The following is a 23,051-nucleotide window of genomic DNA, read 5'->3' on the forward strand; positions in this document are numbered from 1 at the left end:
ACATGCGGATACACGTATGCGCAGGTCAGTAGGCATCCTGCCGCACACGGCTGGCGGTTCGACGACCACCGCCAGTTGAATTCTGAACCGTGTCAGGTCAAATACCGGTACGCGGGCGACCCCGGCTCCAAGCGCTCGACGTTCAACCGAGATCGCGACATCCGACTCTGCAGGCCCTCCAGTCCGGTTGGATCACCGAGTTCGATGCCGACGAGCGCTTCGCCGGTGTCCCGGTTGTTTCGCTTGACGTACTCGAACAGGGTGATGTCGTCATCCGGCCCGAGGACCTCATCGAGGAAACGACGCAGGGCCCCGGGCTCCTGCGGAAAGTTCACCAAGAAGTAGTGCTTGAGCCCACGGTGCACGAGGGACCGCTCGATCACCTCTCCGTAGCGAGACACGTCGTTGTTGCCGCCGGAGACGAGTGAGACCACGCGGGCGTTCGCGGGCAGCGACAGCTCCGCCAGTGCGGCCGTCGCCAACGCCCCCGCAGGCTCGGCGATGATCCCCTCGTTCTGATACATCTCCAGCATCGTCGAGCAGACGGCGCCCTCGTCGACGTGCATGATCGTGACACTGCCCGGCGCCACCTCGACGTCGGCGAGGTCGACGACCGGGACCGCAGGCGTCTGCGCGATACCGGCCAGGTCCGGATGTGCGACGACGCGGGCGCCCGCCGCGGCCATCACGGCGTGCCCGAGTCCACCGATCCGTTTGACGGACGCGCCGTCGACGAAGGGGTCGATCGCATCCAGCGTGTACGGCGATCCGTTGACCAGTGCGGCGGCGAGCGATGCCGCCCCGCTCGGTTCGACGCCGACGATCGCCACGTCGGGCACCACTGCGCGCAGATAGGTGACGATGCCCGCCATGCATCCCGCACCGCCGACCGGCAGCACGACGACGTCCGGCGCATCGGCGAGCTGATCGACGATCTCCTCGCCGATGGTCCCCTGCCCGGAGGCAGTCCTCGGGTCGTCGAACGCATGGATCCACGTGGCTCCGGTGCGCAGCACATCGGCCTGTGCCGCCGAAGCCGCCGCGTCGTAAGTCTCGCCCACTGCGATCAGCTCGACGAATCCCTTTCCGTGCCAATTGATCCGGTCGCGCTTCTGCTTGGGGGTCGTGGTCGGCACATAGATCCGACCTTGCACGCCCATCGTCGCGCACGCGAACGCGACGCCCTGGGCGTGGTTGCCCGCGCTCGCTGCGACGACGCCTGCCGCGCGTTCGGCGTCGGAGAGTTGCGCCATCACGTTGTACGCGCCGCGGATCTTGTACGAGCGGACACTCTGCAGATCCTCGCGCTTGAGGTAGACCTGCGCGCCGGTGTCGACGCTCAGTCGCGGACACGGCTCCAGAGGGGTGCGCACGATGACGCCCGCGAGCCGCTCCGCGGCCTCGATGATGCTGCCGCGGTTCAGCCCGGGGACCGGATCGTCAATGCTCTTCGCAGCGACAATCGGTTCTGCACTATTCGGCCCTGCGGTTCTCGACGACGTACTCACGCGCACCATGTTCCCACCGTCGGCCGTACCAGGCGTAACCGCCCCACCACACGGCGATCGTCGCGATCGCCGCGGTCCATGCGGCGACGACGGCCGAGCCGCCGAACATCAGCACACCCACTACCAGGAGGAACCCGACGGCCGCTGCCGCCAGTTTGTTGAGCGGCCACCGCGCGCCCGCGAGGTCGACGACCGGAACCGGTCGCTGCACACTCTGAATGTGGGTGGTCATAGATCCAAGTGTAGCGCATTCCGATCATAGGTTTCGGTCACCCGAATCCACCCGTGCTTGGCGCTAAGCCGGCCGCGTCAGTCCAGGATCGTCGCCGAGCCGGACGTGACGGACCGGATGTGATCGCAGAGTCGCTCCCGTGCGTCGGCCGAGACGTCGACGACGAAGTCGACGGCATCCGCTCCGTACTCGGTGGACCGCACCGTCGCCATCGAATGCAGGTCGGTCGCTACACGGCCCGCGTCGTCGACTCGAACCCGGAGTCGGACCACGCACGACGGCATCACCTCCTGGAGGGGAGCCGCGTCCAGCACGGCAGTGGCGCTTCCGCTGTACGCGCGGATCAGGCCGCCCGCACCGAGTTTCACGCCGCCGAAGTGGCGGACGACGACGATCGCCGCGTTCACCACGCCCCGCCGACGCAGTGCGGTGAGGATGGGCGGGCCCGCCGTGCCCGCGGGCTCCCCGTCGTCGGCTGATCGGCTCGTCTCGTGCGGACCGGAACCGATCACGTACGCCCAGCACACGTGGTTCGCTCCGGCCGAGGGAACGCGCTCGATGAGCGATGCGACATCGCCCGGCGACTCGACGGACGCCGCCGTCGCGATGAAGCGCGACTTCTTGACGGTCGTCGAGACGACGACCTCACCCGCATCCGGCCTGAGGACGAGCATCGTCTCAGGTGAGACAGCCGGGTCCGAGCAACGCCTTCAAATCGCCCATCAGCGCCGACGACGGAGTGACTCGGAGCGCGTCGGTGAGTCGCAGTTGTGTCTGCTTTCGGTCGCTGACGAGCGTCACGTGGACGTCGGATGTCCCCGGATGCCTGATCAGGATCTGTTTCAGGTCGCTCACGCGATCGGGTGTGCACCGGTTGGTCGGCAACGTCAAGATCAACGGCTTCGTCGCGCCGACTTCGGTCAGGTCGGGAACGGCGAGATCGTTGGCGCTGATCATGAGCGAGTCCTCACGCTTGTTGACCCGCGCCTTCACCAGAACGATGTTGTCCTGCAAGAGATCCATCCCGTACGCGGTGAACGCGCGCGGGAAGAAGTACACCTCGACACCGCCGACCATGTCTTCGATGGTGACGGCCGCCCACGGCTCGCCCTTCTTGTTGACGCGCCGGGTGACCGACGAGATGATCCCGCCGATCGTGATCTGCGCACCGTCGGCGATGCTGCCTTCCAGGAGTGTCGAGATCGACGTGTCGGTGTGGGCGGAGATCGCGTGCTCGAGCCCGGCGAGGGGGTGGCCGGACACATAGAGGCCGAGCATGTCGCGTTCGAGTGCGAGCTTGTGCTTGGTGTCCCATTCCTCGTCGGGGATCTTGACGGCGAACACGTCGCCGACGTCCTCGACGTCGGCGCCGCCGAACAGGTCGAACTGGCCCATCGCTTCGGCCTTCTTGGTGCTCATCACCGCGTCGACCGCGTCGGCGTGCACGAGGAAGAGTCCCTTGCGGGGGTGTTCCATCGAGTCGAACGCGCCCGCTTTGATGAGCGATTCGGTGACCTTCTTAGTACAGGCGACAACGTCGATCTTCCCGAGGTAGTCCGAGAAGTCGGCGTAGCGCTCCTTCGCTTCGCGGGCCGCGATGATCGACGAGACGACACCGGTGCCGACGTTGCGGATCGCGGCGAGTCCAAAGCGGATGTCTTCGCCGACGGCGGCGAAGTTGGGCAGCGACTCGTTGACGTCCGGCGGCAGGACGGTGATGCCCATCTTGCGGCAGTCCGCGAGATAGATCGCCGCCTTGTCCTTGTCGTCGCCGACCGAGGTGAGCAGGCCTGCCATGTACTCGGCCGGGAAGTTGGCTTTGAGGTACGCGGTCCAGAAGGAGACGAGTCCGTAGCCTGCGGCGTGCGACTTGTTGAACGCGTAGCCGGCGAACGGCAGCACCGTGTCCCACAGGGCGGTGATCGCGGCCTGCGAGTAGCCGTTGTCGCGCATGCCGTCGGCGAAGCCGTCGTAGGCCTCGTCGAGGATCTCCTTCTTCTTCTTGCCCATGGCTCGTCGCAGCAGGTCGGCCTGGCCGAGCGAGTAGCCTGCGACCTTCTGGGCGATCTGCATGATCTGCTCCTGGTAGACGATCAGACCGTACGTCTCCGAGAGGATCTCTTTCAGCGGCTCCTCGAGCTCCGGGTGGATCGGCCTGATGTCCTGCAGACCGTTCTTGCGCTTGGCGTAGTCGGTGTGCGCGTTGACGCCCATCGGACCCGGTCGGTACAGCGCCAGGACCGCGACGATGTCCTCGAAGCCCGTCGGCTGCATCATCTTGAGCAGTTCTCGCATGGCCGCACCGTCGAGCTGGAACACGCCGAGCGTGTCTCCTCGAGCCAGGAGCTCGTAGGTCTTCTCGTCTTCGAGGGGCAGGGTGTCGAGGTCGAGGTCGATCCCCCGGTTGGTCTTGATGTTCTCGATCGCGTCGCCGATGACGGTCAAGTTCCGCAGCCCGAGGAAGTCCATCTTCAGCAGGCCGATGGCCTCACAGGAAGGATAATCCCAGCCGGTGATGATCGCACCGTCTTGGGCGCGCTTCCACACCGGGATCGCATCGGTGAGTGGCTCCGACGACATGATCACCGCACATGCGTGGACGCCGGCGTTGCGGACCAGTCCCTCCAACCCGAGCGCGGTGTCGTAGATCCGCTTGACGTCCGGATCGGTCTCGATCAGCGTCCGCACCTCCGACGCCTCGGAATACCGTTCGTGCTCGGGATCGGTGATCGCCCACACCGGGATGTCCTTGGCCATGATCGGCGGCGGCAGCGCCTTGGTGATCCGGTCCGCGATCGAGAAGCCCGGCTGACCGAACTGCACACGCGCCGAGTCCTTGATCGCGGCCTTCGTCTTGATCGTGCCGAAGGTGATGACCTGCGCGACCTTGTCCTGGCCCCACTTGTCCGAGGCGTACGTGATCATCTCGCCACGACGACGGTCGTCGAAGTCGATGTCGATATCGGGCATCGACACGCGCTCGGGGTTCAAGAATCGCTCGAACAGCAGACCGTGCGGGATCGGATCGATGTTCGTGATGCCCATCGCGTACGCCACCAATGATCCGGCCGCAGAACCACGACCGGGGCCGACCCGGATACCGACCTCGAGCGCGTGACTGATCAGGTCGCCGACCACCAGGAAGTACGCCGGGAACCCCATCTGGTTGATCACCGACAACTCGTACTTCGCCCGATCGAGGTATTCGGTCGGTACCACTTCGCCGGCGAACCGCCGATCCAATCCGGTCATCACCTCGTGTTCGAGCCACGACTCCTGCGTGTACCCCTCGGGAACCGGGAAGATCGGCATCCGGTCGTGGTGAGTGAACACGTCCTCGTAGGACTGCACACGTTCGGCGATCTCCAACGTCGAATCACAGCCGCCGGGCACCACGTCGTCCCACAACTCGCGCATCTGCTGCGCCGACTTGAGGTAGTAGCCGTCGCCGTCGAACTTGAACCGCGTCGGATCCGACAACGTCTTACCGGTCTGGATGCACAGCAACGCCTCATGGGAGGACGCGTGCTCACGCGTCACGTAGTGGCAGTCGTTGGTCACCAACGGCTTGATCCCGAGCTTGCGGCCCACGTCCAGCAGTCCCGACCGGACGCGCTGTTCGATCTCCAGTCCGTGCTCCATCAACTCCAGGTAGAAATTGTCTTTACCGAAGATGTCCTGCCACTTGGCCGCGGCAGCCAACGCCTCGTCCTCATGCCCCAGACGCAACCGCGTCTGCACCTCGCCTGACGGACACCCGGTCGTGGCGATGATCCCCTCGGCGTGCTCGGCGATGATCTCGGCGTCCATCCGCGACCACTTGCCCAACTGTCCTTCGATCGACGCCATCGACGACAGCTTGAACAGATTCCGCAGGCCCGTCGCGTTCTCGGCGACCATCGTCATATGCGTGTACGCACCCGAGCCCGACACGTCGTCGGACTTCTGATCTCGACTGCCCCACAGCACACGCTTGGTGTTGAACCGCGATTCCGGCGCAATGTACGCCTCGATCCCGATGATCGGCTTGATGTCGAACTTGCTCGCCGTGTTGTAGAAATCCGACGACCCGTACATGTTTCCGTGATCGGTCATTCCGATCGCGGGCATCTCCAACCGCTTCGCCTCGGCGAACAGCGGAGACATCTTCGCCGCCCCGTCGAGCATCGAGAACTCGGTGTGATTATGCAGATGAACGAACGACCCGGACACGCTGGCGACTCCCCGCATTGAAATTCGATGGAACGGTTCTACTGTATGCGTCGCGTACGACAGTCTCGGCCCGGCACGCCTACACGTCGCGCAGCACCTTGAGCGCGTGCTGCAGATCGTCCGGGTAGTCGGTAGTGAACTGGACGCGGCGCCCGTCGGCGGGATGCGCGAACGCGAGCGAACGCGCGTGCAGCCACTGCCGTTCTAGACCGAGCCGCGCCGCGAGCGTCGGGTCCGCCCCGTACGTCGGATCGCCCGCGCACGGGTGATGCAGCGCCGAGAAGTGCACACGAATCTGGTGGGTTCGCCCGGTCTCCAAGTGCACGTCCAGCAGTGATGCCGACGCGAACATCTCGAGCGTCTCGTAGTGGGTCGTCGACGGCTTGCCGTTCGAGGTGACCGCGAACCGCCAGTCCGAGCCGGGATGTCGGCCGATCGGCGCCTCGATGGTGCCGACCGGTGGATCCAGATGGCCTTGGACGATCGCGTGGTAGACCTTCTCGACGGTCCGATACTTGAATGCTCGCTTGAGGACCGTGTACGCGCTCTCGGACGCCGCCACGACCATCACTCCCGACGTGCCGACGTCGAGTCGATGGACGATGCCTTGGCGTTCCTGCGCGCCGGACGTCGAGATCCGGAAGCCCGCGGCCGCGAGCGCGCCGATAACAGTCGGCCCCGTCCAGCCTTGCGACGGGTGCGCGGCGACGCCCGGCGGCTTGTTCACCACGACTATGTCGGAGTCGTGGTAAATCACGTCGAGATCTTCGACTGGCGTCGGCTCGACCGTCAACGGCCGCTCCGGTTCGGGCAGGGTGACGTCCAACCAGGTGTCGGCGACGAGTTTGTGGGCCTTGTCGACGGCAACGCCGTCGACGGTGATGTCGCCTGCGTCGGCGAGCCCCGCCGACACCGTCCGCGACAGCCCGAGGAGCCGAGCGACTCCGGCGTCCGTGCGCATGCCGTGCAGGCCGTCGGGCACCGGCATCGCTCGTGAGTCACGCATCGTCGCCATCCTTGTCGTCGGCGGTCTCGGCGCGGGTCGCGTCAGTCGTCTCGGCGCGGGTCGCGTCAGTCGTCCCGGCGCGGGTCGCGTCAATCGTCTCAGCCGGACTCTTGCGGGCCGCCCAGCCGGACCGGGTGCCGTCGTAGTCGTAACCGAGCAGGGTGAGGACCACCAGCAGCACAGCGCCGCAGACGACCGCGGAGTCGGCGACGTTGAACGTCGGCCACCAGTCGCCGACCTGGATGAAGTCGACGACGTGACCGCGCAACGGACCCGGTGCGCGGAAGATGCGGTCGGTCAGGTTGCCGATCGCGCCGCCCAGCACCAGTCCGAGACCGATCACCCAGCCCGTCGAGACGAGTCGTCGGCTGTACCGGATGATCCCGATGACCACAGCCAGTGCGACGAACGTCAGCACCCACGTGTAGCCGGTCGCCATCGAGAACGCGGCTCCGCTGTTGCGGATCAGTTTGAACGTGACGACGTCGCCGATCACGTGTGTCGGATTCCACGGGTCGAGCCGGGCGACGGCCAGTGTCTTAGTCACCAGGTCCAGCACGTAGGCGATCACCGCCACGAGGGCCAGCAGCGCGACTGTCCGGGCCGTGCTCCGCCCGGCGGGCCGGGTGCCGCCGTCCCCGGTCTCGGTTTCACTCATTCCACGATTGTCCACGATCGAGGTTCGTCACACCGACGCTGCCCTCGCTGACCCGTCGCGCGTGCGCGGTCACTACTCTCGGAGCGGTGAGTGTCACGCCGATCGCGTCCGTCGCGAACCCGCACCAGCCGTCGTCGAAGAGACGTGTCGTCGCCGCATTGGCGGTACTGCCCGTGGGCGTCGCCGTCGCCCTGAGCGGATGTTCGTCCGACGACGCAGGCACCGCCGACTCCGGGCCGTGTGCGCCGTCGTCGAGCGTGGGCCGCGAGGGTGTTCGCCCGATCCCCATCGCGCCCGCCGAGGTCCAGGTGCTCGACGCCGGGGCCGGTGATCGCGCGGTCCTGACACCGAGGCCCGACACGGCCAGCCCGCAGACGGTGACGTTGACGACCGATTCGACGGAGGCGTCGATCACTCCGGGTGACGACAACGCGGCGTCGATCCAGCGGACCCAGCAGGAGTTGAGCACACCGATCACCGCGCGGGTCGTCTGCGACGACCCGTCGAATCTCGAGTTCACCATCGGCACACCGACGACGAAGGACGCCGAGCTGACACCCGAACTCGATGCGATCGCCGGTTCGGCCGGCGGGGTGACCGTCGCCGACGGGTTGAGTGTGCGCTCGCTGCGACTGTTCCCGAACGAGGAGTCCGGGTCGCCCGCACGCAGCGCCCTCGAGCAGTCGTTCTCGGGGGCCCTCGACCAGTCGGTGCCCCTCCCTGCCGAGCCGGTCGGCGTCGGCGCCCGCTGGCAGTCGGTGCGGACCGTCTCGTCGGCGGCCACGATCAAACGGACGACGACCGTCACGCTCACCGAACGCACGGGCGACACGGTGAAACTGGCGGTCGCCGTCGACGAGGTGCCGGTCGACTCGGTGTTCCGGATCCCGGGGTCGGCTCAAACGTTGACGATCAACCGATACTCGATGGCCGGCACCGGCGACATCACCGTCGATCTCACGCGCATCCTCCCCGTCGCAGGGTCGATCACGACCAAGGGGGCGCGTGAACTGGTCGGTGACGCGAACGCTGCTCCGCTGTTGCAGCAGAACGAGTACACGGTGGGCTGGAAGTCGTGACCCACGGGGAGACGCCGTGACGGGCAGAGGGCCCCTCACCGTGCGGTGAGGGGCCCTCTGCGAACGTGGTCGCCTCTAGCTCGACTTCTTCTTCGACGCCTTGGCGCTGCTCGACGGCGAGTCGTCGGCGCACAGCACGCTGTCGACGTCGTTGGCCGACAGCAGCGGGCACACCGTCGACTTGGACAGCTTCCACCGACCGTTGTCGTAGACGATCGCGGCGTCGATCGGCTGCGCCGGGTTGCCCGGAACCTTGACCTCGACCTTGACCTTGGCCTTCTTCGGGCCGTTCTTGGTCACCGGCGGCTTGATCTTGTAGGTGACGTCCGGGTTGTCCTTCGCGGCCTTGACCAACTGGTCGAACAGCTTCGGGTCCGCCTCGGACCCTTCGACGAGCTCGGTCTTCTCCGACGCGTCGACCTTCGGGTCGAGCGCCGTCTCGAGCATCTCGTTGAGGGCCTTGATGCTGGGCACCTTGTTCGGGTCGGTCATACCGCCGTCGGCCGACGACGTGCTGCCTGATGCGGCGCTCGTCGACGAATCTGCGGTGGGCACCGGGGGCAGGTCCGAGCCGCTGTCGTCAGAACCACACGCGGCGGTTGCAGCGACCGCGGCGGCCACGATGGCACCGGTCACGAAATTGCGAATCTTCACGGATAATCCTCACGTCTGGTTCTGCGCGGGACCTTGGTCTGGCCCCCGAGCCCACCCCACTATGCCAAAAGGTCACGCGGCTGCGCATCCGGGCACCTGACGCACCGTTCGTCACACCCGTCCCGCGCGCCGCCGTCGACCAGGGGGCATCACGCGCCGACAAGTGCAAGAATCGGGCCATGAGCCCACGCCAGGTTGTGATGATCACCACCGGCGGCACAGCCGCCTCACGCACCACCGACGACGGGGCGGTCCCCGTGCTGTCTGCGCAGGATCTGCTGCCCGACACGGCCGCTGACGTCGTCGTTCGTCCGCGCGAGTTGATGGCGGTCGACTCGTCGTCGCTGACTGTGCGCGAGCAGTTCGACATCGTCCGGGCCATCGCCGAGGAGTTGTCCGACCCGGCGGTGGACGGCGTCGTCGTCACGCACGGCACCGACACCTTGGAGGAGACGGCGTTCCTCGCCGATCTGTTCGGCGACGACCCGCGACCGGTGGTGTTCACCGGAGCACAACGTCCCGCCGACCACCCGAACGCGGACGGTCCGGCGAACATCGCCGCCGCGGTCGCGCTGGCGGCTGACCCCTCGGCTCGGGGGCGCGGAGCGCTAGTCGCCCTCGGCGGCACCGTCCTCGCCGCTCGTGGCGTGTTCAAGACGTCGACGACCGATCTGCGCGCTTTCGACACCGTGCATGCCGAGTTGCCCCGCCCGATCGTCGCGGAGTCGGTGCCCACACGTCCGGCACGGGTCGACCTCCTGGCGCTCTACCCAGGCGTGTCCCCCGGCACCATCGCCTCCGCGGTCGAACAGCGGGCCGCAGGAATCGTTCTGTCCGCCACGGGGTCCGGCAACACCCATCCGGACATCACCGCACAGGTGAACCTCGCGGTGCAGCGGGACGTCCCGGTGGTCGTCTCGACTCGCGTGCCGTACGGCGCCGTCGAACCGACCTACGGCGGCGGTGGCGGCGGTGTCGACCTGATCCGCGCGGGCGCGATCTTCTCGCCGTGGCTGCGCGCGCCGCAGGCACGCGCAGCACTCATCGCGCTGCTGTCGACCGGCGCCGATCGGAACGCGATCGAAGCCTTCTTCACCGCATCGTCGCCGCGTTAGGCGACCGGTGAGACTCCCTGCCCGGTGACCCGCGGCCCGTCGTCACAGATCCCAGTCCAGGCTGTCGAGCGGATCCGCGCGTGTCAGGAGGGGTTCGGGCAGGCGGAAGTTCCGAGTACGGCCCGGCCCGGTCGCACGCGTCTCGAAGCGGACGGTGACGAATCCGTGTCCGCCGCCCTGCACCCAGCCGTGCCCGTGCTCGGGGTGCGCGACGTCCGTGCCGGTGGGCCAGTCGTCCACCGCAGCGGGCCCGCGCGGGATCTGGACGCTGGTCGGGGCGGGTGAACTCTCGTCGTCCTCGTCGGGGGCGGCGTCGAGTTCGGGGAACAGCGAGTCCTGACGGACGTCGTCGAGGCCCGAGTAGCCGACACCGACGAGCCGGACCGGCCCGATGTCGAGTGGATCGAGCATCACCCGGTAGGCGGCGGCGGTGAGCGCACCCAGGTCGGTGGTCGCGGTCGCCAGAGTCGACGACCGGGTCAGTATCGACATGTCGCTGAGTCGGTGTTTGACGACGACGGTACGGGCGCCGCGACCGTCGTCGAGGAGTCTGCGGTGCGCGTGCGAGGCGGCAGACGATACCGCCGCTCGCATCCCGGCGAGATCGATGATGTCGGTGGCGAACGTGCTCTCGGCGCTGATCTGTTTGGCGTCGGCGCGCTCGGCGACCGGGCGGTGGTCGATACCGTGCGCGAGGCGGTGCAGTGCGGGTCCGACGGTCGCCCCGAGCACCGAGGCCACCTCGGTCTCCGACAGCGCGGCGAAGTCGCCGATCGTCTCCACGCCCAGGCGTCCGAGCCGCTCGCCGGAGACGGGGCCGATCCCCCACAGTTTGCGGACCGGAAGTCCGTGCAGGAACTCCAGTTCCGTGCTCGGGAGGATCGCGCGCAGCCCGTCGGGCTTCGCCATCCCGGATGCGATCTTGGCGATCTGTTTGCCCGAGCCGAGTCCGACGGAGGCTGCGAGCCCGGTCTCGTCCCGGATCGCGGCACGCATCGCCGTCGCGAACTCTTGCGCTTGCGCCGCGCTCGCACCGGCGAGTTCCGGTGGTTCGCCGAATGCCTCGTCGAACGACAACGTCTCGATGACGGGCGTGAAGCGGCGAACGATCTCGAACACGCGGCCGCTCACCACTCGATAGACCGATCCGCGCGGCGGCACGACGACGGCGGCCGGCCCGATGAGTCGGCGCGCCTCGTGCATCGGCATCGCCGATCGGGCCCCGTACACCCGAGACTCGTAGCTCGCGCCTGCGACAACACCGCGTCCGCCGGAGCCCCCGACCACGACGGGCCGACCGGCCAGAGTAGGTCGGGTGAGTTGTTCGACGGACGCGAAGAACGCGTCCATGTCGATGTGGAACACCCAGCGTGAGCTGCGCTCAGCGGCGGAGGCGTTCACCACCGCTCACGGCACAACGCCAGGACTCGTGGATCACTGGTGACGAATCGGTCGACCTCTTCGCCCGCGTCGCAGCGCAGTAGCGAGATGGTCGCCGAGTCCGGCCGGAGGGCGGCCACCTCCCAGACCGCGCCCGCGTCTTCCCAGCGCTGCAGGCGCGCGAGGTCGTCGGTGCTCATGGGGCGATCTTATCGCCGCCGAGTCGTCGCCACGTGGGTCGGGCGGGCCGAATACTTCGGCGTACCGGCGAGTAACCTCGGTCGGGTGAGTTTCTCTCGATACGTCGCCCTCGGCGACTCGTTCACCGAAGGAGTCGGCGATCCCGACTCCGCACTGCCCAACGGGGTCCGCGGCTGGGCCGACCGGGTCGCAGGAGCGCTGACCGCGCTCGACCCCGACACCCGGTACGCGAACCTCGCCGTCCGCGGTCTCAAGCTGGATCCGATCATCGACACGCAGGTCGATGCCGCGATCGCATTGGAACCGGACCTGGTCACGATCCACGCGGGCGGCAACGACATGCTGCGTCCCAGCGTCGACCTGGACGCGCTCGGAGCACGCTACGACGACGCCGTCGGCAGGCTCGTCGCGACCGGAGCCACGGTCGTGATCTTCACACCGCACGACCCCGGGGCGTCGAAGTTCTTCCGTCCGCTCCGCGGCCGTTTCGCGCTGATGGCCGAGATCGTCCGACAGATCACCGATCATCACTCCGTGACCGTCGTCGACTACTGGCGTATCCGCGACTACGACGACTATCGGATGTGGGCCGACGACCGGATCCACATGTCGTCCGCAGGACATCAGCGGATGGCGATCGCGGTCCTCGACGCGCTCGGCGTCGCCCACGACCTGGAGCCACTCGCCCTCCCCGACTCGATTCCGTCCGGAGTCGGCGAGAACATCCGCTGGACACGCGAGTTCCTCGGTCCGTGGGTCGGTCGTCGCCTCCGCGGCACGTCGAGCGGCGACGACCTCGAGGCGAAGTACCCGACCTGGTCCGCCGCTCCCGCCTGACACCCGCTCGCGCCCTGGGCACGAGATGCCTGTGCCCTGGGCACCACCATTGCGCCCAGGGTTCAACCCTGAGCACAATGTCGCGCCCTGGGCGCGCAGGCGTTAGAGGGGACCGTGGTCGCGGCCCTTCGACTCGAACGACACCATCATCGTTCCTACCGCAGGTTCGACGGTAATCAATCGCTCCTCCCACTCACCGTGCACGGTGACATCGCTCAGCGTGATCTCTTCTTTGAAGCGCAGGTAGCGGACGGTCGTCATGCGCGTAGGCACCCGGAGTACGCGGTCTAAGAAGATCTCGCAGTATGACGATGCGCTCTGGCCATGAGCTATCCGCACCAGGTATCCGCGTGCGTCCTCCTCTGCCCCGACAATCCGCCACTCATCCGCGACGCGACCCCAGATATCGAGCTCAGACGCGGGCGACAGCATTCTGATCTGGTCCGGCGTCGACACCCCGGCCGGCAGATCCTCGACATGGTCGCGTATCAGGTATCGGCGCTTGCCGTCCCGTGCCAAAACGTCTTGGAAGCGTCGGTCGTCGTCACGCGGGCACGAGATGCCTGTGCCCAGGGCACCACCACTGCGCCCAGGGTTCAACCCTGAGCACAACGTCGCGCCCTGGGCACAATGGCTCGCGCCCTGGCTCGCGCCCTGACTACACCTTCGCGATGTCGGCGCTCACGCCGTCGCCCAATTCGATCGAGCCGGGCTCGCCGGTGCCGACGTCGAACGTGGTCGCGAGGACTTCCCCGGCGATCAACTCGGCGTGAGTACGCGCCGACTCGACGGCGTCGGCGGGCACCACGAGACGCACCGAGATGCGGTCCGACACCTCCAGCCCCAGATTGCGGCGCGCGTCCTGCAATTCGCGGACACGGTCCTTGGCCCAGCCCTCGGCTTCGAGTTCCGGTGTCACCTTCGTGTCCAGGACGACGAGGCCTCGCCCGCCCGGCATCTCGGCCGTCGAATCCGGCGACGCCGCGACCAGCTTGCGAGTGAACTCCTCACCGCGCAGTTCGATACCGTCAGCGACGACCACCTGATCGCCGGTCTCCGCGTCAGTCCCGAACTCCCAGTTCCCCGACTTCACCGCCTTGATGGCCCGCTGCACGTCCTTGCCGATCCGCGGGCCGGCGGCACGAGCATTCACCGCGACCTCGACCCGACCGTACGCACCGACATCGGTCGACAAGTCGACGGACTTGACGTTCATCTCCTCGGCGATCAGGTTCGCGTACGGCTCCATCGCCGCCGCCGTCGGCGACGCGACCGTCAGCCCCGGCAACGGCAGCCGCACACGCAGCTTGTTCGCCTTACGCACACTCGACGCGACCGAGCACACCGATTGGATCTCGTCCATCGCCGACACCAGATCGGGGTCCGCGGGCAACTCTGTCTCGGTCGGCCAATCCGCCAGGTGGACCGACCGCTCGCCGGTCAAACCACGCCACATCGCCTCGGTCGCCAACGGCAGCAGCGGAGAGGCCAGGCGGCCGGCCACCTCGAGCACCGTGTACAACGTGTCGAACGCGTCCGGCTCCTCACCCTGGCCCGCCCAGAACCGTGCGCGTGAACGACGCACGTACCAGTTGGTCAGCGACTCACAGAACTCGCGGAAGCTCTCGCACGCGCCAGCGATGTCGTAGACGTCGAGCGCCTGGGTCATCTCGTCACGCGTCGACGCCAGCTTCGCCAGGATGTACCGGTCCAGGACGTTCTCCGAGTCGGTGCGCCAAGTTGCACGACGGTCCGCGTACAGCTGCAAGAAGCTGTACGCGTTCCACATCGGCAGGAGCGCCTGGCGGACACCCTCGCGGATGCCGCGCTCGGTGACGACGAGGTTGCCGCCTCGCAGGATCGGCGACGCCATCAGGAACCACCGCATGGCATCGGAACCGTCACGGTCGAACACCTCGTTGACGTCCGGGTAGTTGCGCTTGGACTTACTCATCTTCTGACCGTCGTCGCCGAGCACAATGCCGTGCGCGGCGACCGTCTTGAACGCCGGACGGTCGAACAGCGCGGTCGCCAGCACATGCAGGTTGTAGAACCAGCCGCGCGTCTGACCGTTGTACTCGACGATGAAGTCGCCCGGATTGTGCGGCAGCTGGTCGCCGCCCCCGTCGAACCACTCGGTGTTCTCGAACGGATAGTGCACCTGCGCGTACGGCATCGACCCCGACTCGAACCAGCAGTCGAGCACCTCGGGTACACGACGCATCGTCGACCGGCCCGACGGGTCGTCCGGGTTCGGTCGCGTCAGTTCGTCGATGTACGGCCGATGCAGATTGTCCGGACGCACCCCGAAATCGGCTTCGAGCTCGTCGAGACTGCCGTACACGTCGACACGCGGGAACTCCGGATCGTCGGACACCCACACCGGGATCGGCGCCCCCCAGAAACGGTTGCGACTGATGTTCCAGTCCTTCGCGCCCTCGAGCCACTTGCCGAACTGGCCGTCTCGGATGTGCGACGGCGACCAGGTGATCTCCTGGTTCAATTCGAGCATCCGCTCCTTGATCGGCTGCACGGCGACGAACCACGACGGGACCGCCATGTAGATCAACGGCTTACCCGACCGCCACGAATGCGGATACGAGTGCTCGATCGTCTCGTGCCGCACGATGCGGCCCTGTACATTCGACCCGCTCGCTGCGCTCCCGGCGTCGGCGGCCTTCAAGTCCTTGATGATCACCGGGTTCGCGTCGAACACCATCTGACCCTCGTACGGCGGAACGAGCGCGGTGAAGCGGCCACCCGGATCGAGCGGCTGCACCACCTCGATACCGTTCTCGGTCGCGACGTCCATGTCCTCTTCACCGAAGGCCGGGGCGAGGTGAACGACTCCGGTGCCGCTGTCCGTCGTCACATAGTCGGCGAGCAGAACGAGGTGGGAGTTCGGATGCCCCTCGAAGAAGTCGAACGGCGGCGTGTACGACAGCCCGGCCAGGTCGCGGCCGGCGTAGGTCGCCACGGTCTCCGGTTCCGGTAGTTCTTTCGCGTATGCGCCGACGAGAGCGGACGCCAGCAGATACTCGCCGCCGTCGGTCGTCCTCACATGCGAATACTCGACGTCGGGGTGGACGGCGATCGCGAGGTTCGACGGCAGTGTCCACGGCGTCGTCGTCCAGATCAACGCGTTCACGCCGTCGAGCGCGGCGAGCGGCGAGTCCGCAGCCACAGCGAGCGGCATGGTGACGGTCAACGCCGGATCCTGACGCATCCGGTACGCGTCGTCGAGCTTGGCCTCCTGATTGCTCAGCGGCGTCTGCTCGTACCAGGAATACGGCAGCACACGATAGCCCTGGTAGATGAGCCCCTTGTCGTTCAGCCGTTTGAACGCCCACATGACCGACTCCATGAAGTCCACGTCGAGCGTCTTGTAGTCGTTGTCGAAGTCGACCCAGCGGGCCTGACGGGTCACATAGTCGCGCCACTCGCCGGTGTAACGCAGCACGGAGTCACGGCAGTAGTCGTTGAACTTCTCGACGCCCATCGACTCGATCTCCGACTTGTCGGTGATCCCGAGTTGCCGTTCGGCTTCCAGTTCGGCGGGCAGACCGTGCGTGTCCCAACCGAATCGGCGATCGACCTTCTTACCGCGCATCGTCTGGTAGCGCGGGACGACGTCTTTGACGTACCCGGTCAGCAGGTGACCGTAATGCGGCAGTCCGTTCGCGAACGGCGGACCGTCGTAGAAGACGAACTCCTGCGCACCTTCACGGTTGGCGATGGACGCCTTGAACGTGTCGTCGGCCGCCCAGAAGTCGAGGACCTTCTGCTCGAGGTCGGGGAACGACGGAGCGCCGCGTCCCGCACCGCCGGTCAGGTCGACGATCGGGTACACCGGGCTCATCGGAGTGTCGGGGGTCTGCTCGCTCATGCGGTCTCCTCGTGCCTGCTGATCTCTCAGCGCTTCTCGGCACGGGGACGCTCGCCTACGGCTCGCGCGGTACCACCCCGCTTGCCGCGACCCACACTTGACGTGTGGCGCGGCCTCTCATCTGACACGGCTGTGACGGGCCTGCCCGTCCGGTTCTACTGGGGCGCGAACGCCTGTTCTTCCGGAAGCTCCCCGGTGATGGCCGGATCGATGCTGACTGCTGTAGACCTTACCTGTTGTCGGACTCGTCGTCAGACGGGGCTTCGGCCGGAGCGGTGTCCGACGGCGGGGCTTCGGCCCGGCGCTCACCGGTATCGGCACCGTCGTTGTCGCGGTACACGAACTGCATCGCGGGCAGCGTCGGATCGGAGGTGTTCACCACCAAGTTCTCCGACTGTTCGATGCGACGTCGGCGGCCGACGTATTGGTCGGGGTCGACGTCTTCGGCCCCGGTGGGCGCGGCGTCGGATGGAGTCTCGAAGGACCCGCTCGCGGGCGTCGACGCATCCGCACCGGGGGCCGCGGCCTGCTGCCGGCCGGTCTGCACCGGGAACGAGCCGGTCACCGACCGGATGTAGTCGTTGGCGTCACCGGTCTCCTCGGCGGGAGCCTGCGACGACGTGTCGCCGACCGCACTGCCGTGCGCGTCCGGCGACACGATTGACCCCAATCCCGGCGAACCCAATCCCGGCGTCGCCGCCGCGTCGCTCTCCCAGGTCGGCGTGTAGCCCTGCGTCACCGGGGCGACGACTTCGGTCGCGTCGTCCGCGGCTCGGGCGCCCGGACGTCCGGTGTCGAAGTCCTCACCCCTGGACTGGATGTCGGCGGACTGGATATCGGTGGACTGGATGTCGGCGGACTGGATATCGGTGGACTGGATGTCGGCGGACTGGGCACCAGCCGCATCGTCGGCGTCGGCGATCAGCGGTTCGGCACGGGCGGCCGACTCGCGGCCGCGAATCGTGAAGAGCGGTTCATCCTCGACTCCGCCTCGGCCCCGCTTGTTGGCGCGGAGGGTGTCGTACAGCAGGATGAGCAGGCCGACGACACAGACGACGATGCAGCCGATGGCGAGCCAGAAACTCGACTGCATCAGTGCGACGACGAGCAAGACGAAGCCGATGAGGGTCATTCCCACGGCAATTGTCAGCATGGGAAGTTCCTCATCGGCTCGGTCTGATCAGTTGTGACGGCCACGTCAGCTCTGCTGGTAGCCGCCGTCGAAGCCCTGGCCCTGCCCGGACTCCGCGGGTGCGGCGCTGCCGCGCTGCTGCAGTTCTTCCAACTGCGACTCCAGGTAGGTCTTCAGGCGCGTACGGTACTCACGCTCGAATGTCTTCAGCTGCTCGATCCGACCCTCCAGCACACCGCGCTGCTGGTTGATGGTCGTCATGATCTCGGTGTGCTTCTGCTCCGCGTCCCGCTGCAGGAAGTCGGCGCGCTCCTGCGCCTGACGGACCTGCGTCTCGGCACGCGTCTGCGCGTCGGCAAGGAGCGCTTCGCTGCGCTGGCGAGCGTCGGCGAGGGTTGCGTCGGCGTTGCCCTGGGCGTCGGCGACGAGTCCTTCGCTGCGCTGGCGAGCGTCGGAGAGCAGACCGTCCGCCTCGCCGCGTGCCGAACCGGTGACCCGGTCGGCGGTGTCCTGCGCGAGAGCGAGGATACGAGCGGCACGGCTGCTCGCCTCATCGTCGGTGGCAGGCGCCTGGGTGGGTGCCGCTGCTGCCGCGGGAGCCGGGGTCGGCTCCGGCGTCGGAGCGGGCGCAGCAAATGCCTGCGTCTGAGCGGGCCCTGCGGCGCGAGCTTCGGCGAGCTCGCTCTCCAACTCGCTGACGCGCTGCTTGAGATCGTTGTTCTCGTCGATCAGGCGTGCGAGTTCCGCCTCAGCGAAGTCGAGGAATTGGTCGACCTCGTCCTCGTTGTAGCCCCGCTTGCCGATCGGCGGTTTACTGAACGCCACGTTGTGCACATCAGCCGGTGTCAGCCGCATTTGCCGAGTCCCCTCTTACCTTTCGTTCGCATCCGGGTGGATGCGAGATCGTCCGCCCGGGCGAACACGTCTATGCGACGATTTTCATCGCCATTCCATTAATACCAGTACCACTACGTCACTAGCGTGTCATCTCGTCACTTCAGGACCAAGTGTCGCCGGAAGCCTCCACCAGTTCGACATCGAAACTCGATCGAATCGTCATCTGGCCCTGTTATGCCACGACGTCTACTCGCACGGAGTATCGTCTGGCCTGCGCCGATGGCAGCATTTGCTCGACACCGACGGGGCCTCCGGTCCGGCCCGCGGATCACGTGACGGACGCGTACGCGAAGTGCTGTGTGATCTCCATTCCTATCGACACGACGATGAGCACAATCAGCAGAGACAGATCCAGACGAACGGCGCCGAGATTCAGCGGCGGGACGACGCGGCGCAAGAATTTCACCGGTGGGTCGGTCGAGGTGAACACGACTTCGATCGCGATCACGGACGGACCTTTCGGTCGCCACCGTCTGGCGAACGACTGCACCGTCTCGAGCACAAGCCTCGCCAGGAGCAGCATCGTGTAGACGAACAGAACGAAATAGAGGACCCACCGGATGGCCGCCACCCTCCACGGGTGCCTGATGACTAACCACACCGCCGCGTCGCCGCGCCCGTGGGCGCGTCGACGCGGCGTGAGTCACTGCCGACACCGACGATCAGGACTGGTTGGAGAACCCCGTCTCAGCGATCCGTCGACGCTGTTCAGGCGTCACGTCGATGCCTGCGGGCGAGAGCAGGAACACCTTGGTGGCGACCTTCTCCAGCGAGCCGCGCGCGGCGAACGCGAGGCCGGCAGCGAAATCGACGAGGCGCTTGGCGTCGTCGTTGCTCATGTCGACGAGATCCATGATGACCGGGTTGCCGTCGCGGTACCGCTCGCCGATGGTGCGCGCCTCCGAGTAGTCGGCCGGGCGCAGAGTGCTGATCTTGCCTGCCGCGTCACCCATCGGGTCGACCTCCATACGGGGCTCGGGAGCGATCGCGTTGGCGCCGCGCACGCTGAGGGTGGACGGGCGGTCGAGCGGCTCCAGTCGTGACCGAGCCGGGACCTCGTCGGACAGGCGGCGGGACGGGTGCGCATCGGCCATGTGGCGCGACGCGCCGTACGGACGGCTGGCCCGGGGCGCGTACCCGCGTGCGGCCTCGAACCGTTCTTCGCGAACCGGAGCCTCGAACTCGATCTCGCGGTAGCCGGCTTCGCGGTACTCGCCGCGGTACTCCGGCTCACGGAGTTCTCCCCGCACCATCTCGCCCCGCACCATGTCATCGCGGTAGTCGTCGTCGTAGAACGGCTCCTCGCGCATCGCGTTAGAACGGTACTTCTCCATGTAGGTGCGCTCGCGCGCACTGAGCGGAGCGCCGTCGCCGGGCTCGTCGAAGTAGTCGTCGTCGTACTCGTTCGGAGGCACCATGCCGAAATATGCCTTGAACTTCTGCATCGTCGTCATCGGAAGCCTTTCTACGGATGCGCGAGGTGGTTGTGAAAGTCGGGGTCTATTGATCCAGATGGTTCTGCTGTGGCCAATGTGACTAAGGGGAGAGTATCGGCCTCGCGCCCATGATTGCGGTTCCGACACGCACACACGTCGATCCGTGTGCGATGGCCTGTTCCAGATCACCGGACATGCCGGCTGACAACTCGCGCGCGCCCGGATGGTCGGCGACGAAGCGTTCGCGAATGCCAGCGGCCCTCGCCATCGCCTCGTCCGGCTCCAGACCCAACGGTGCGATCACCATGAGCCCGTCCAACCGCAGTTCGTCCGCGTGGCCGGCGACCCGGTCCGCCGCGCCGCGCAGATCGGACTCGACAAGTCCCCCGCGTTCGGGATCGCCGTCCAAGCTCATCTGCAGCAGGACACCGAGCGGGTCGGTCCGCTCACCGTCGTCCAGGCTGCGTCGTACTGCTCCCCCGAGCGCGTCGACGAGGTCGATCGAGTCGACAGAATGCACACGCCGCGCCCACCGGCTCACCGAACGCGCCTTCTTCCGCTGCACTCGGCCGATCATGTCCGCGGCGAAGACGACGTCGCCACGATCGGCGCGGATCTGCGCGACCTTCCGGCTCGCCTCCGGCTCACGGGACTCACCGAACTCGCGGACCCCGAGATCGATCAGATGCTCGACGTCTGCTGCGGGAAAGAACTTCGTGACGACGAGGAGGGTGACATCGCCGTGGGGGCGACCCGTGGCGCGTTCAGCGACGGCGACCCGCTCACGTGCCGCCGCGAGCGCCGTCGCGAGTTCGGCACGGCGGCCGCCGGTCACTCCGAGTCCATCCAGATCACCGATGCGATCCGGCCGGTCGGCGCACCGCGTCGATGACTGAACAGGCGCGTGTCGGTGATCGTGCAGCGCGGATCCGCGGCGACCGCCGCGACTCCCGCCTCGATCAGCTGCCGCCGGATGCCGGCGCGCAGGTCAAGGCCTGCGGTCCCCTTCGCGGTCCGCGCCGCGCTGCCGGGGAGATGCTTCTCGACGTCCGCCTGCATCGCAGGCGGGACCTCGTACTCGTCGCCGCTGGCGGCGGGGCCGAGGAAGGCTCCGATGCGCTCGGGCTTCGCCCCGAGTTCGATCATCTTGTCGAGCACCCGCGGAACGATCCCGATGCGTGCGCCGACGCGTCCGGCGTGGACGGCGGCGATCACACCGGCCTCGTCGTCGCTGAGCAGTACCGGGACGCAGTCGGCGGTCAGCACGGCCAGGACGAGATCGGTCTGCGTCGTCACGAGTGCGTCGGTGACCGGTACCGGCGCGGCGACGGGTCCCTCGACGACGGTGACCGTTCGCGAGTGGACCTGCTCCATCCAGACGACGCGATCGGGCCCCACCCCGAGATCACGCGCCAGACGGGCACGGTTGTGTGCAACGGCGTCCGGGTCGTCGCCGACATGGTCACCGAGATTGAACGAGTCGTACGGCGCCTGCGAGACGCCACCGGCCCGCGTGGTCACGGCACGACGGACCTTGAAGGTCATGCGTTGTCTGGTCCTTCTACTTCATGAAGTCGGGCACGTCGACGTCGTCGTCGTCGAAACGGAGCGAGTTGCGGCGCGGCGCGGGCTCACCGAACGGGTTCCCGGCCTTCTCCCGGTTGCCTCCGAACAGCGGGTCGTCCTTGGACTCGGGCGTCGAGACCTCGCCGGCACTGGCGTTGGCGACCGACCCCGAGCCCGCGGCCGGAGCTGCCGCTGCGGGCGTCTCGGAGCGTTTGCGCGAGGCGCTGCCGTCGAAGCCTGCGGCGATGACGGTCACCCGGACCTCGTCACCGAGGTTGTCGTCGATCACGGTGCCGAAGATGATGTTGGCGTCCTCATGCGCGGCCTCCTGCACCTGTGACGCGGCGTCGTTGATCTCGAACAGGCCGAGATCACTGCCGCCCGCGATCGAGATCAGCACGCCGCGAGCGCCTTCCATCGATGCTTCCAGAAGCGGCGAGTTGATCGCGGCCTGGGCGGCCTTGCTGGCCCGTCCCTCGCCGCGTGATGCGCCGATGCCCATGAGCGCACTGCCCGCATCGCTCATGACGCCCTTGACGTCGGCGAAGTCGACGTTGATCAGGCCGGGGGTGGTGATCAGGTCGGTGATGCCCTGCACGCCGTTGAGCAGAACCTCGTCGGCGCTGCGGAACGCGTCCATCAGCGACAGTTGCGAGTCGCCGAGCTGGAGGAGTCGGTCGTTCGGGATGACGATCAGCGTGTCGCAGGACTCGCGGAGGGCGGTGATGCCGTCGTCGGCCTGGTTGCCGCGTCGCTTGCCCTCGAAGGAGAACGGTCGTGTGACAACGCCGACGGTCAATGCGCCCAGCTTGCGGGCGATCGACGCGACGACGGGCGCGCCGCCGGTGCCGGTGCCGCCGCCCTCGCCCGCGGTGACGAAGACCATGTCGGCGCCCTTGAGGAGCTCCTCGATCTCGTCACGCGCGTCCTCGGCCGCGGCACGGCCGACGTCGGGATTGGCACCCGCGCCGAGACCGCGCGTCGAGTCGCGTCCGATGTCGAGTTTGACGTCGGCGTCGGAGATCAACAGGGCCTGCGCATCGGTGTTGATCGCGATGAATTCAACACCTTTGAGTCCCTGCTCGATCATCCGGTTGACAGCGTTGACACCGCCGCCGCCGATGCCGACGACCTTGATGACAGCCAGGTAATTGTGGGGTGGCGTCATGATGCCTTCCTACTTCGAACTCGAACCCTAAAGCTCAACCAAAGGGTTATAGTTATGTCAAGTACTTGCGCTGTGCTCAACGGT

21 protein-coding genes are annotated in these 23,051 nt (G+C 67.0%); 3 read left to right on the top strand and 18 right to left on the bottom strand.

Going from position 1 to position 23,051, the window contains the following annotated elements; genetic code table 11:
* Nucleotides 1-92: 92 nt before the first annotated feature.
* The 6 genes from ilvA to lspA form a co-directional block, all read right to left on the bottom strand.
* Entirely contained in the window at nucleotides 93-1,517 is a 1,425-nt protein-coding gene (gene ilvA / locus L5G28_RS13835; RefSeq protein WP_372477229.1) for a threonine ammonia-lyase IlvA, read from the bottom strand.
* Entirely contained in the window at nucleotides 1,474-1,740 is a 267-nt protein-coding gene (locus L5G28_RS13840) for a hypothetical protein (protein ID WP_237002041.1), read from the bottom strand. The genes ilvA and L5G28_RS13840 overlap by 44 nt, the downstream gene beginning before the upstream one ends.
* 77 nt (nucleotides 1,741-1,817) lie before the next feature.
* On the bottom strand, nucleotides 1,818-2,414 hold the full coding sequence (locus L5G28_RS13845) for an IMPACT family protein (RefSeq protein WP_237002042.1): 597 nt from the start codon (nucleotides 2,412-2,414) through the stop codon (nucleotides 1,818-1,820).
* Between the two features lie 4 nt (nucleotides 2,415-2,418).
* Nucleotides 2,419-5,952, bottom strand: a complete 3,534-nt coding sequence (gene dnaE / locus L5G28_RS13850; RefSeq protein WP_237002043.1) for a DNA polymerase III subunit alpha — start codon at nucleotides 5,950-5,952, stop codon at nucleotides 2,419-2,421.
* 79 nt (nucleotides 5,953-6,031) lie between these two features.
* On the bottom strand, nucleotides 6,032-6,958 hold the full coding sequence (locus tag L5G28_RS13855; protein WP_237002044.1) for an RluA family pseudouridine synthase: 927 nt from the start codon (nucleotides 6,956-6,958) through the stop codon (nucleotides 6,032-6,034).
* Complete coding sequence (gene lspA, locus L5G28_RS13860) at nucleotides 6,951-7,616, bottom strand: signal peptidase II (protein WP_237002045.1); 666 nt, start codon at nucleotides 7,614-7,616, stop codon at nucleotides 6,951-6,953. Before lspA ends, L5G28_RS13855 begins: the two co-directional genes overlap by 8 nt.
* Nucleotides 7,617-7,702: 86 nt before the next feature.
* Between lspA and L5G28_RS13865 the strand changes: the two genes are divergently transcribed.
* Nucleotides 7,703-8,695: a hypothetical protein gene (locus L5G28_RS13865; RefSeq protein ID WP_237002046.1), complete on the top strand. Its 993-nt coding sequence runs from the start codon at nucleotides 7,703-7,705 to the stop codon at nucleotides 8,693-8,695.
* A gap of 75 nt (nucleotides 8,696-8,770) precedes the next feature.
* Here L5G28_RS13865 and L5G28_RS13870 read toward each other — a convergent pair whose 3' ends face one another.
* Nucleotides 8,771-9,349: a WKL family lipoprotein gene (locus L5G28_RS13870; protein WP_237002047.1), complete on the bottom strand. Its 579-nt coding sequence runs from the start codon at nucleotides 9,347-9,349 to the stop codon at nucleotides 8,771-8,773.
* 179 nt (nucleotides 9,350-9,528) lie between these two features.
* Between L5G28_RS13870 and L5G28_RS13875 the strand changes: the two genes are divergently transcribed.
* Nucleotides 9,529-10,464, top strand: a complete 936-nt coding sequence (locus tag L5G28_RS13875; RefSeq protein ID WP_237002048.1) for an asparaginase — start codon at nucleotides 9,529-9,531, stop codon at nucleotides 10,462-10,464.
* Between the two features lie 42 nt (nucleotides 10,465-10,506).
* Here L5G28_RS13875 and L5G28_RS13880 read toward each other — a convergent pair whose 3' ends face one another.
* On the bottom strand, nucleotides 10,507-11,814 hold the full coding sequence (locus tag L5G28_RS13880; RefSeq protein WP_237002252.1) for a DNA polymerase IV: 1,308 nt from the start codon (nucleotides 11,812-11,814) through the stop codon (nucleotides 10,507-10,509).
* A gap of 47 nt (nucleotides 11,815-11,861) precedes the next feature.
* On the bottom strand, nucleotides 11,862-12,044 hold the full coding sequence (locus tag L5G28_RS13885; protein WP_236998505.1) for a hypothetical protein: 183 nt from the start codon (nucleotides 12,042-12,044) through the stop codon (nucleotides 11,862-11,864).
* A gap of 85 nt (nucleotides 12,045-12,129) precedes the next feature.
* Between L5G28_RS13885 and L5G28_RS13890 the strand changes: the two genes are divergently transcribed.
* Nucleotides 12,130-12,882, top strand: coding sequence for an SGNH/GDSL hydrolase family protein (locus tag L5G28_RS13890; protein WP_237002049.1), 753 nt, complete (start codon nucleotides 12,130-12,132; stop codon nucleotides 12,880-12,882).
* A gap of 102 nt (nucleotides 12,883-12,984) precedes the next feature.
* On the opposite strand, the gene L5G28_RS13895 is transcribed toward L5G28_RS13890, so the two are convergent.
* The 9 genes from L5G28_RS13895 to ftsZ form a co-directional block, all read right to left on the bottom strand.
* The gene (locus L5G28_RS13895; RefSeq protein WP_237002050.1) at nucleotides 12,985-13,143 is read right to left on the bottom strand and encodes a hypothetical protein; all 159 of its coding nucleotides are present in this window, start codon (nucleotides 13,141-13,143) and stop codon (nucleotides 12,985-12,987) included.
* A 397-nt stretch (nucleotides 13,144-13,540) separates the two neighbouring features.
* Nucleotides 13,541-16,768: an isoleucine--tRNA ligase gene (ileS, locus tag L5G28_RS13900; RefSeq protein WP_237002051.1), complete on the bottom strand. Its 3,228-nt coding sequence runs from the start codon at nucleotides 16,766-16,768 to the stop codon at nucleotides 13,541-13,543.
* A gap of 229 nt (nucleotides 16,769-16,997) precedes the next feature.
* Entirely contained in the window at nucleotides 16,998-17,921 is a 924-nt protein-coding gene (locus L5G28_RS13905) for a hypothetical protein (protein WP_237002052.1), read from the bottom strand.
* A gap of 45 nt (nucleotides 17,922-17,966) precedes the next feature.
* Nucleotides 17,967-18,755: a DivIVA-like cell division protein Wag31 gene (wag31, locus tag L5G28_RS13910; protein ID WP_237002053.1), complete on the bottom strand. Its 789-nt coding sequence runs from the start codon at nucleotides 18,753-18,755 to the stop codon at nucleotides 17,967-17,969.
* Between the two features lie 310 nt (nucleotides 18,756-19,065).
* Nucleotides 19,066-19,368: a YggT family protein gene (locus L5G28_RS13915; protein ID WP_237002054.1), complete on the bottom strand. Its 303-nt coding sequence runs from the start codon at nucleotides 19,366-19,368 to the stop codon at nucleotides 19,066-19,068.
* Between the two features lie 91 nt (nucleotides 19,369-19,459).
* Entirely contained in the window at nucleotides 19,460-20,251 is a 792-nt protein-coding gene (locus L5G28_RS13920) for a cell division protein SepF (protein WP_237002055.1), read from the bottom strand.
* An 82-nt stretch (nucleotides 20,252-20,333) separates the two neighbouring features.
* Nucleotides 20,334-21,068, bottom strand: a complete 735-nt coding sequence (locus tag L5G28_RS13925) for a YggS family pyridoxal phosphate-dependent enzyme (protein WP_237002056.1) — start codon at nucleotides 21,066-21,068, stop codon at nucleotides 20,334-20,336.
* The gene (pgeF, locus tag L5G28_RS13930; RefSeq protein ID WP_237002057.1) at nucleotides 21,065-21,778 is read right to left on the bottom strand and encodes a peptidoglycan editing factor PgeF; all 714 of its coding nucleotides are present in this window, start codon (nucleotides 21,776-21,778) and stop codon (nucleotides 21,065-21,067) included. The genes L5G28_RS13925 and pgeF overlap by 4 nt, the downstream gene beginning before the upstream one ends.
* 16 nt (nucleotides 21,779-21,794) lie before the next feature.
* Entirely contained in the window at nucleotides 21,795-22,967 is a 1,173-nt protein-coding gene (gene ftsZ, locus L5G28_RS13935; RefSeq protein WP_237002058.1) for a cell division protein FtsZ, read from the bottom strand.
* Nucleotides 22,968-23,051: the final 84 nt, after the last annotated feature.

Origin of the sequence: Gordonia liuliyuniae, assembly GCF_021739025.1 — a bacterium.
Classification (GTDB): domain Bacteria; phylum Actinomycetota; class Actinomycetes; order Mycobacteriales; family Mycobacteriaceae; genus Gordonia; species Gordonia liuliyuniae.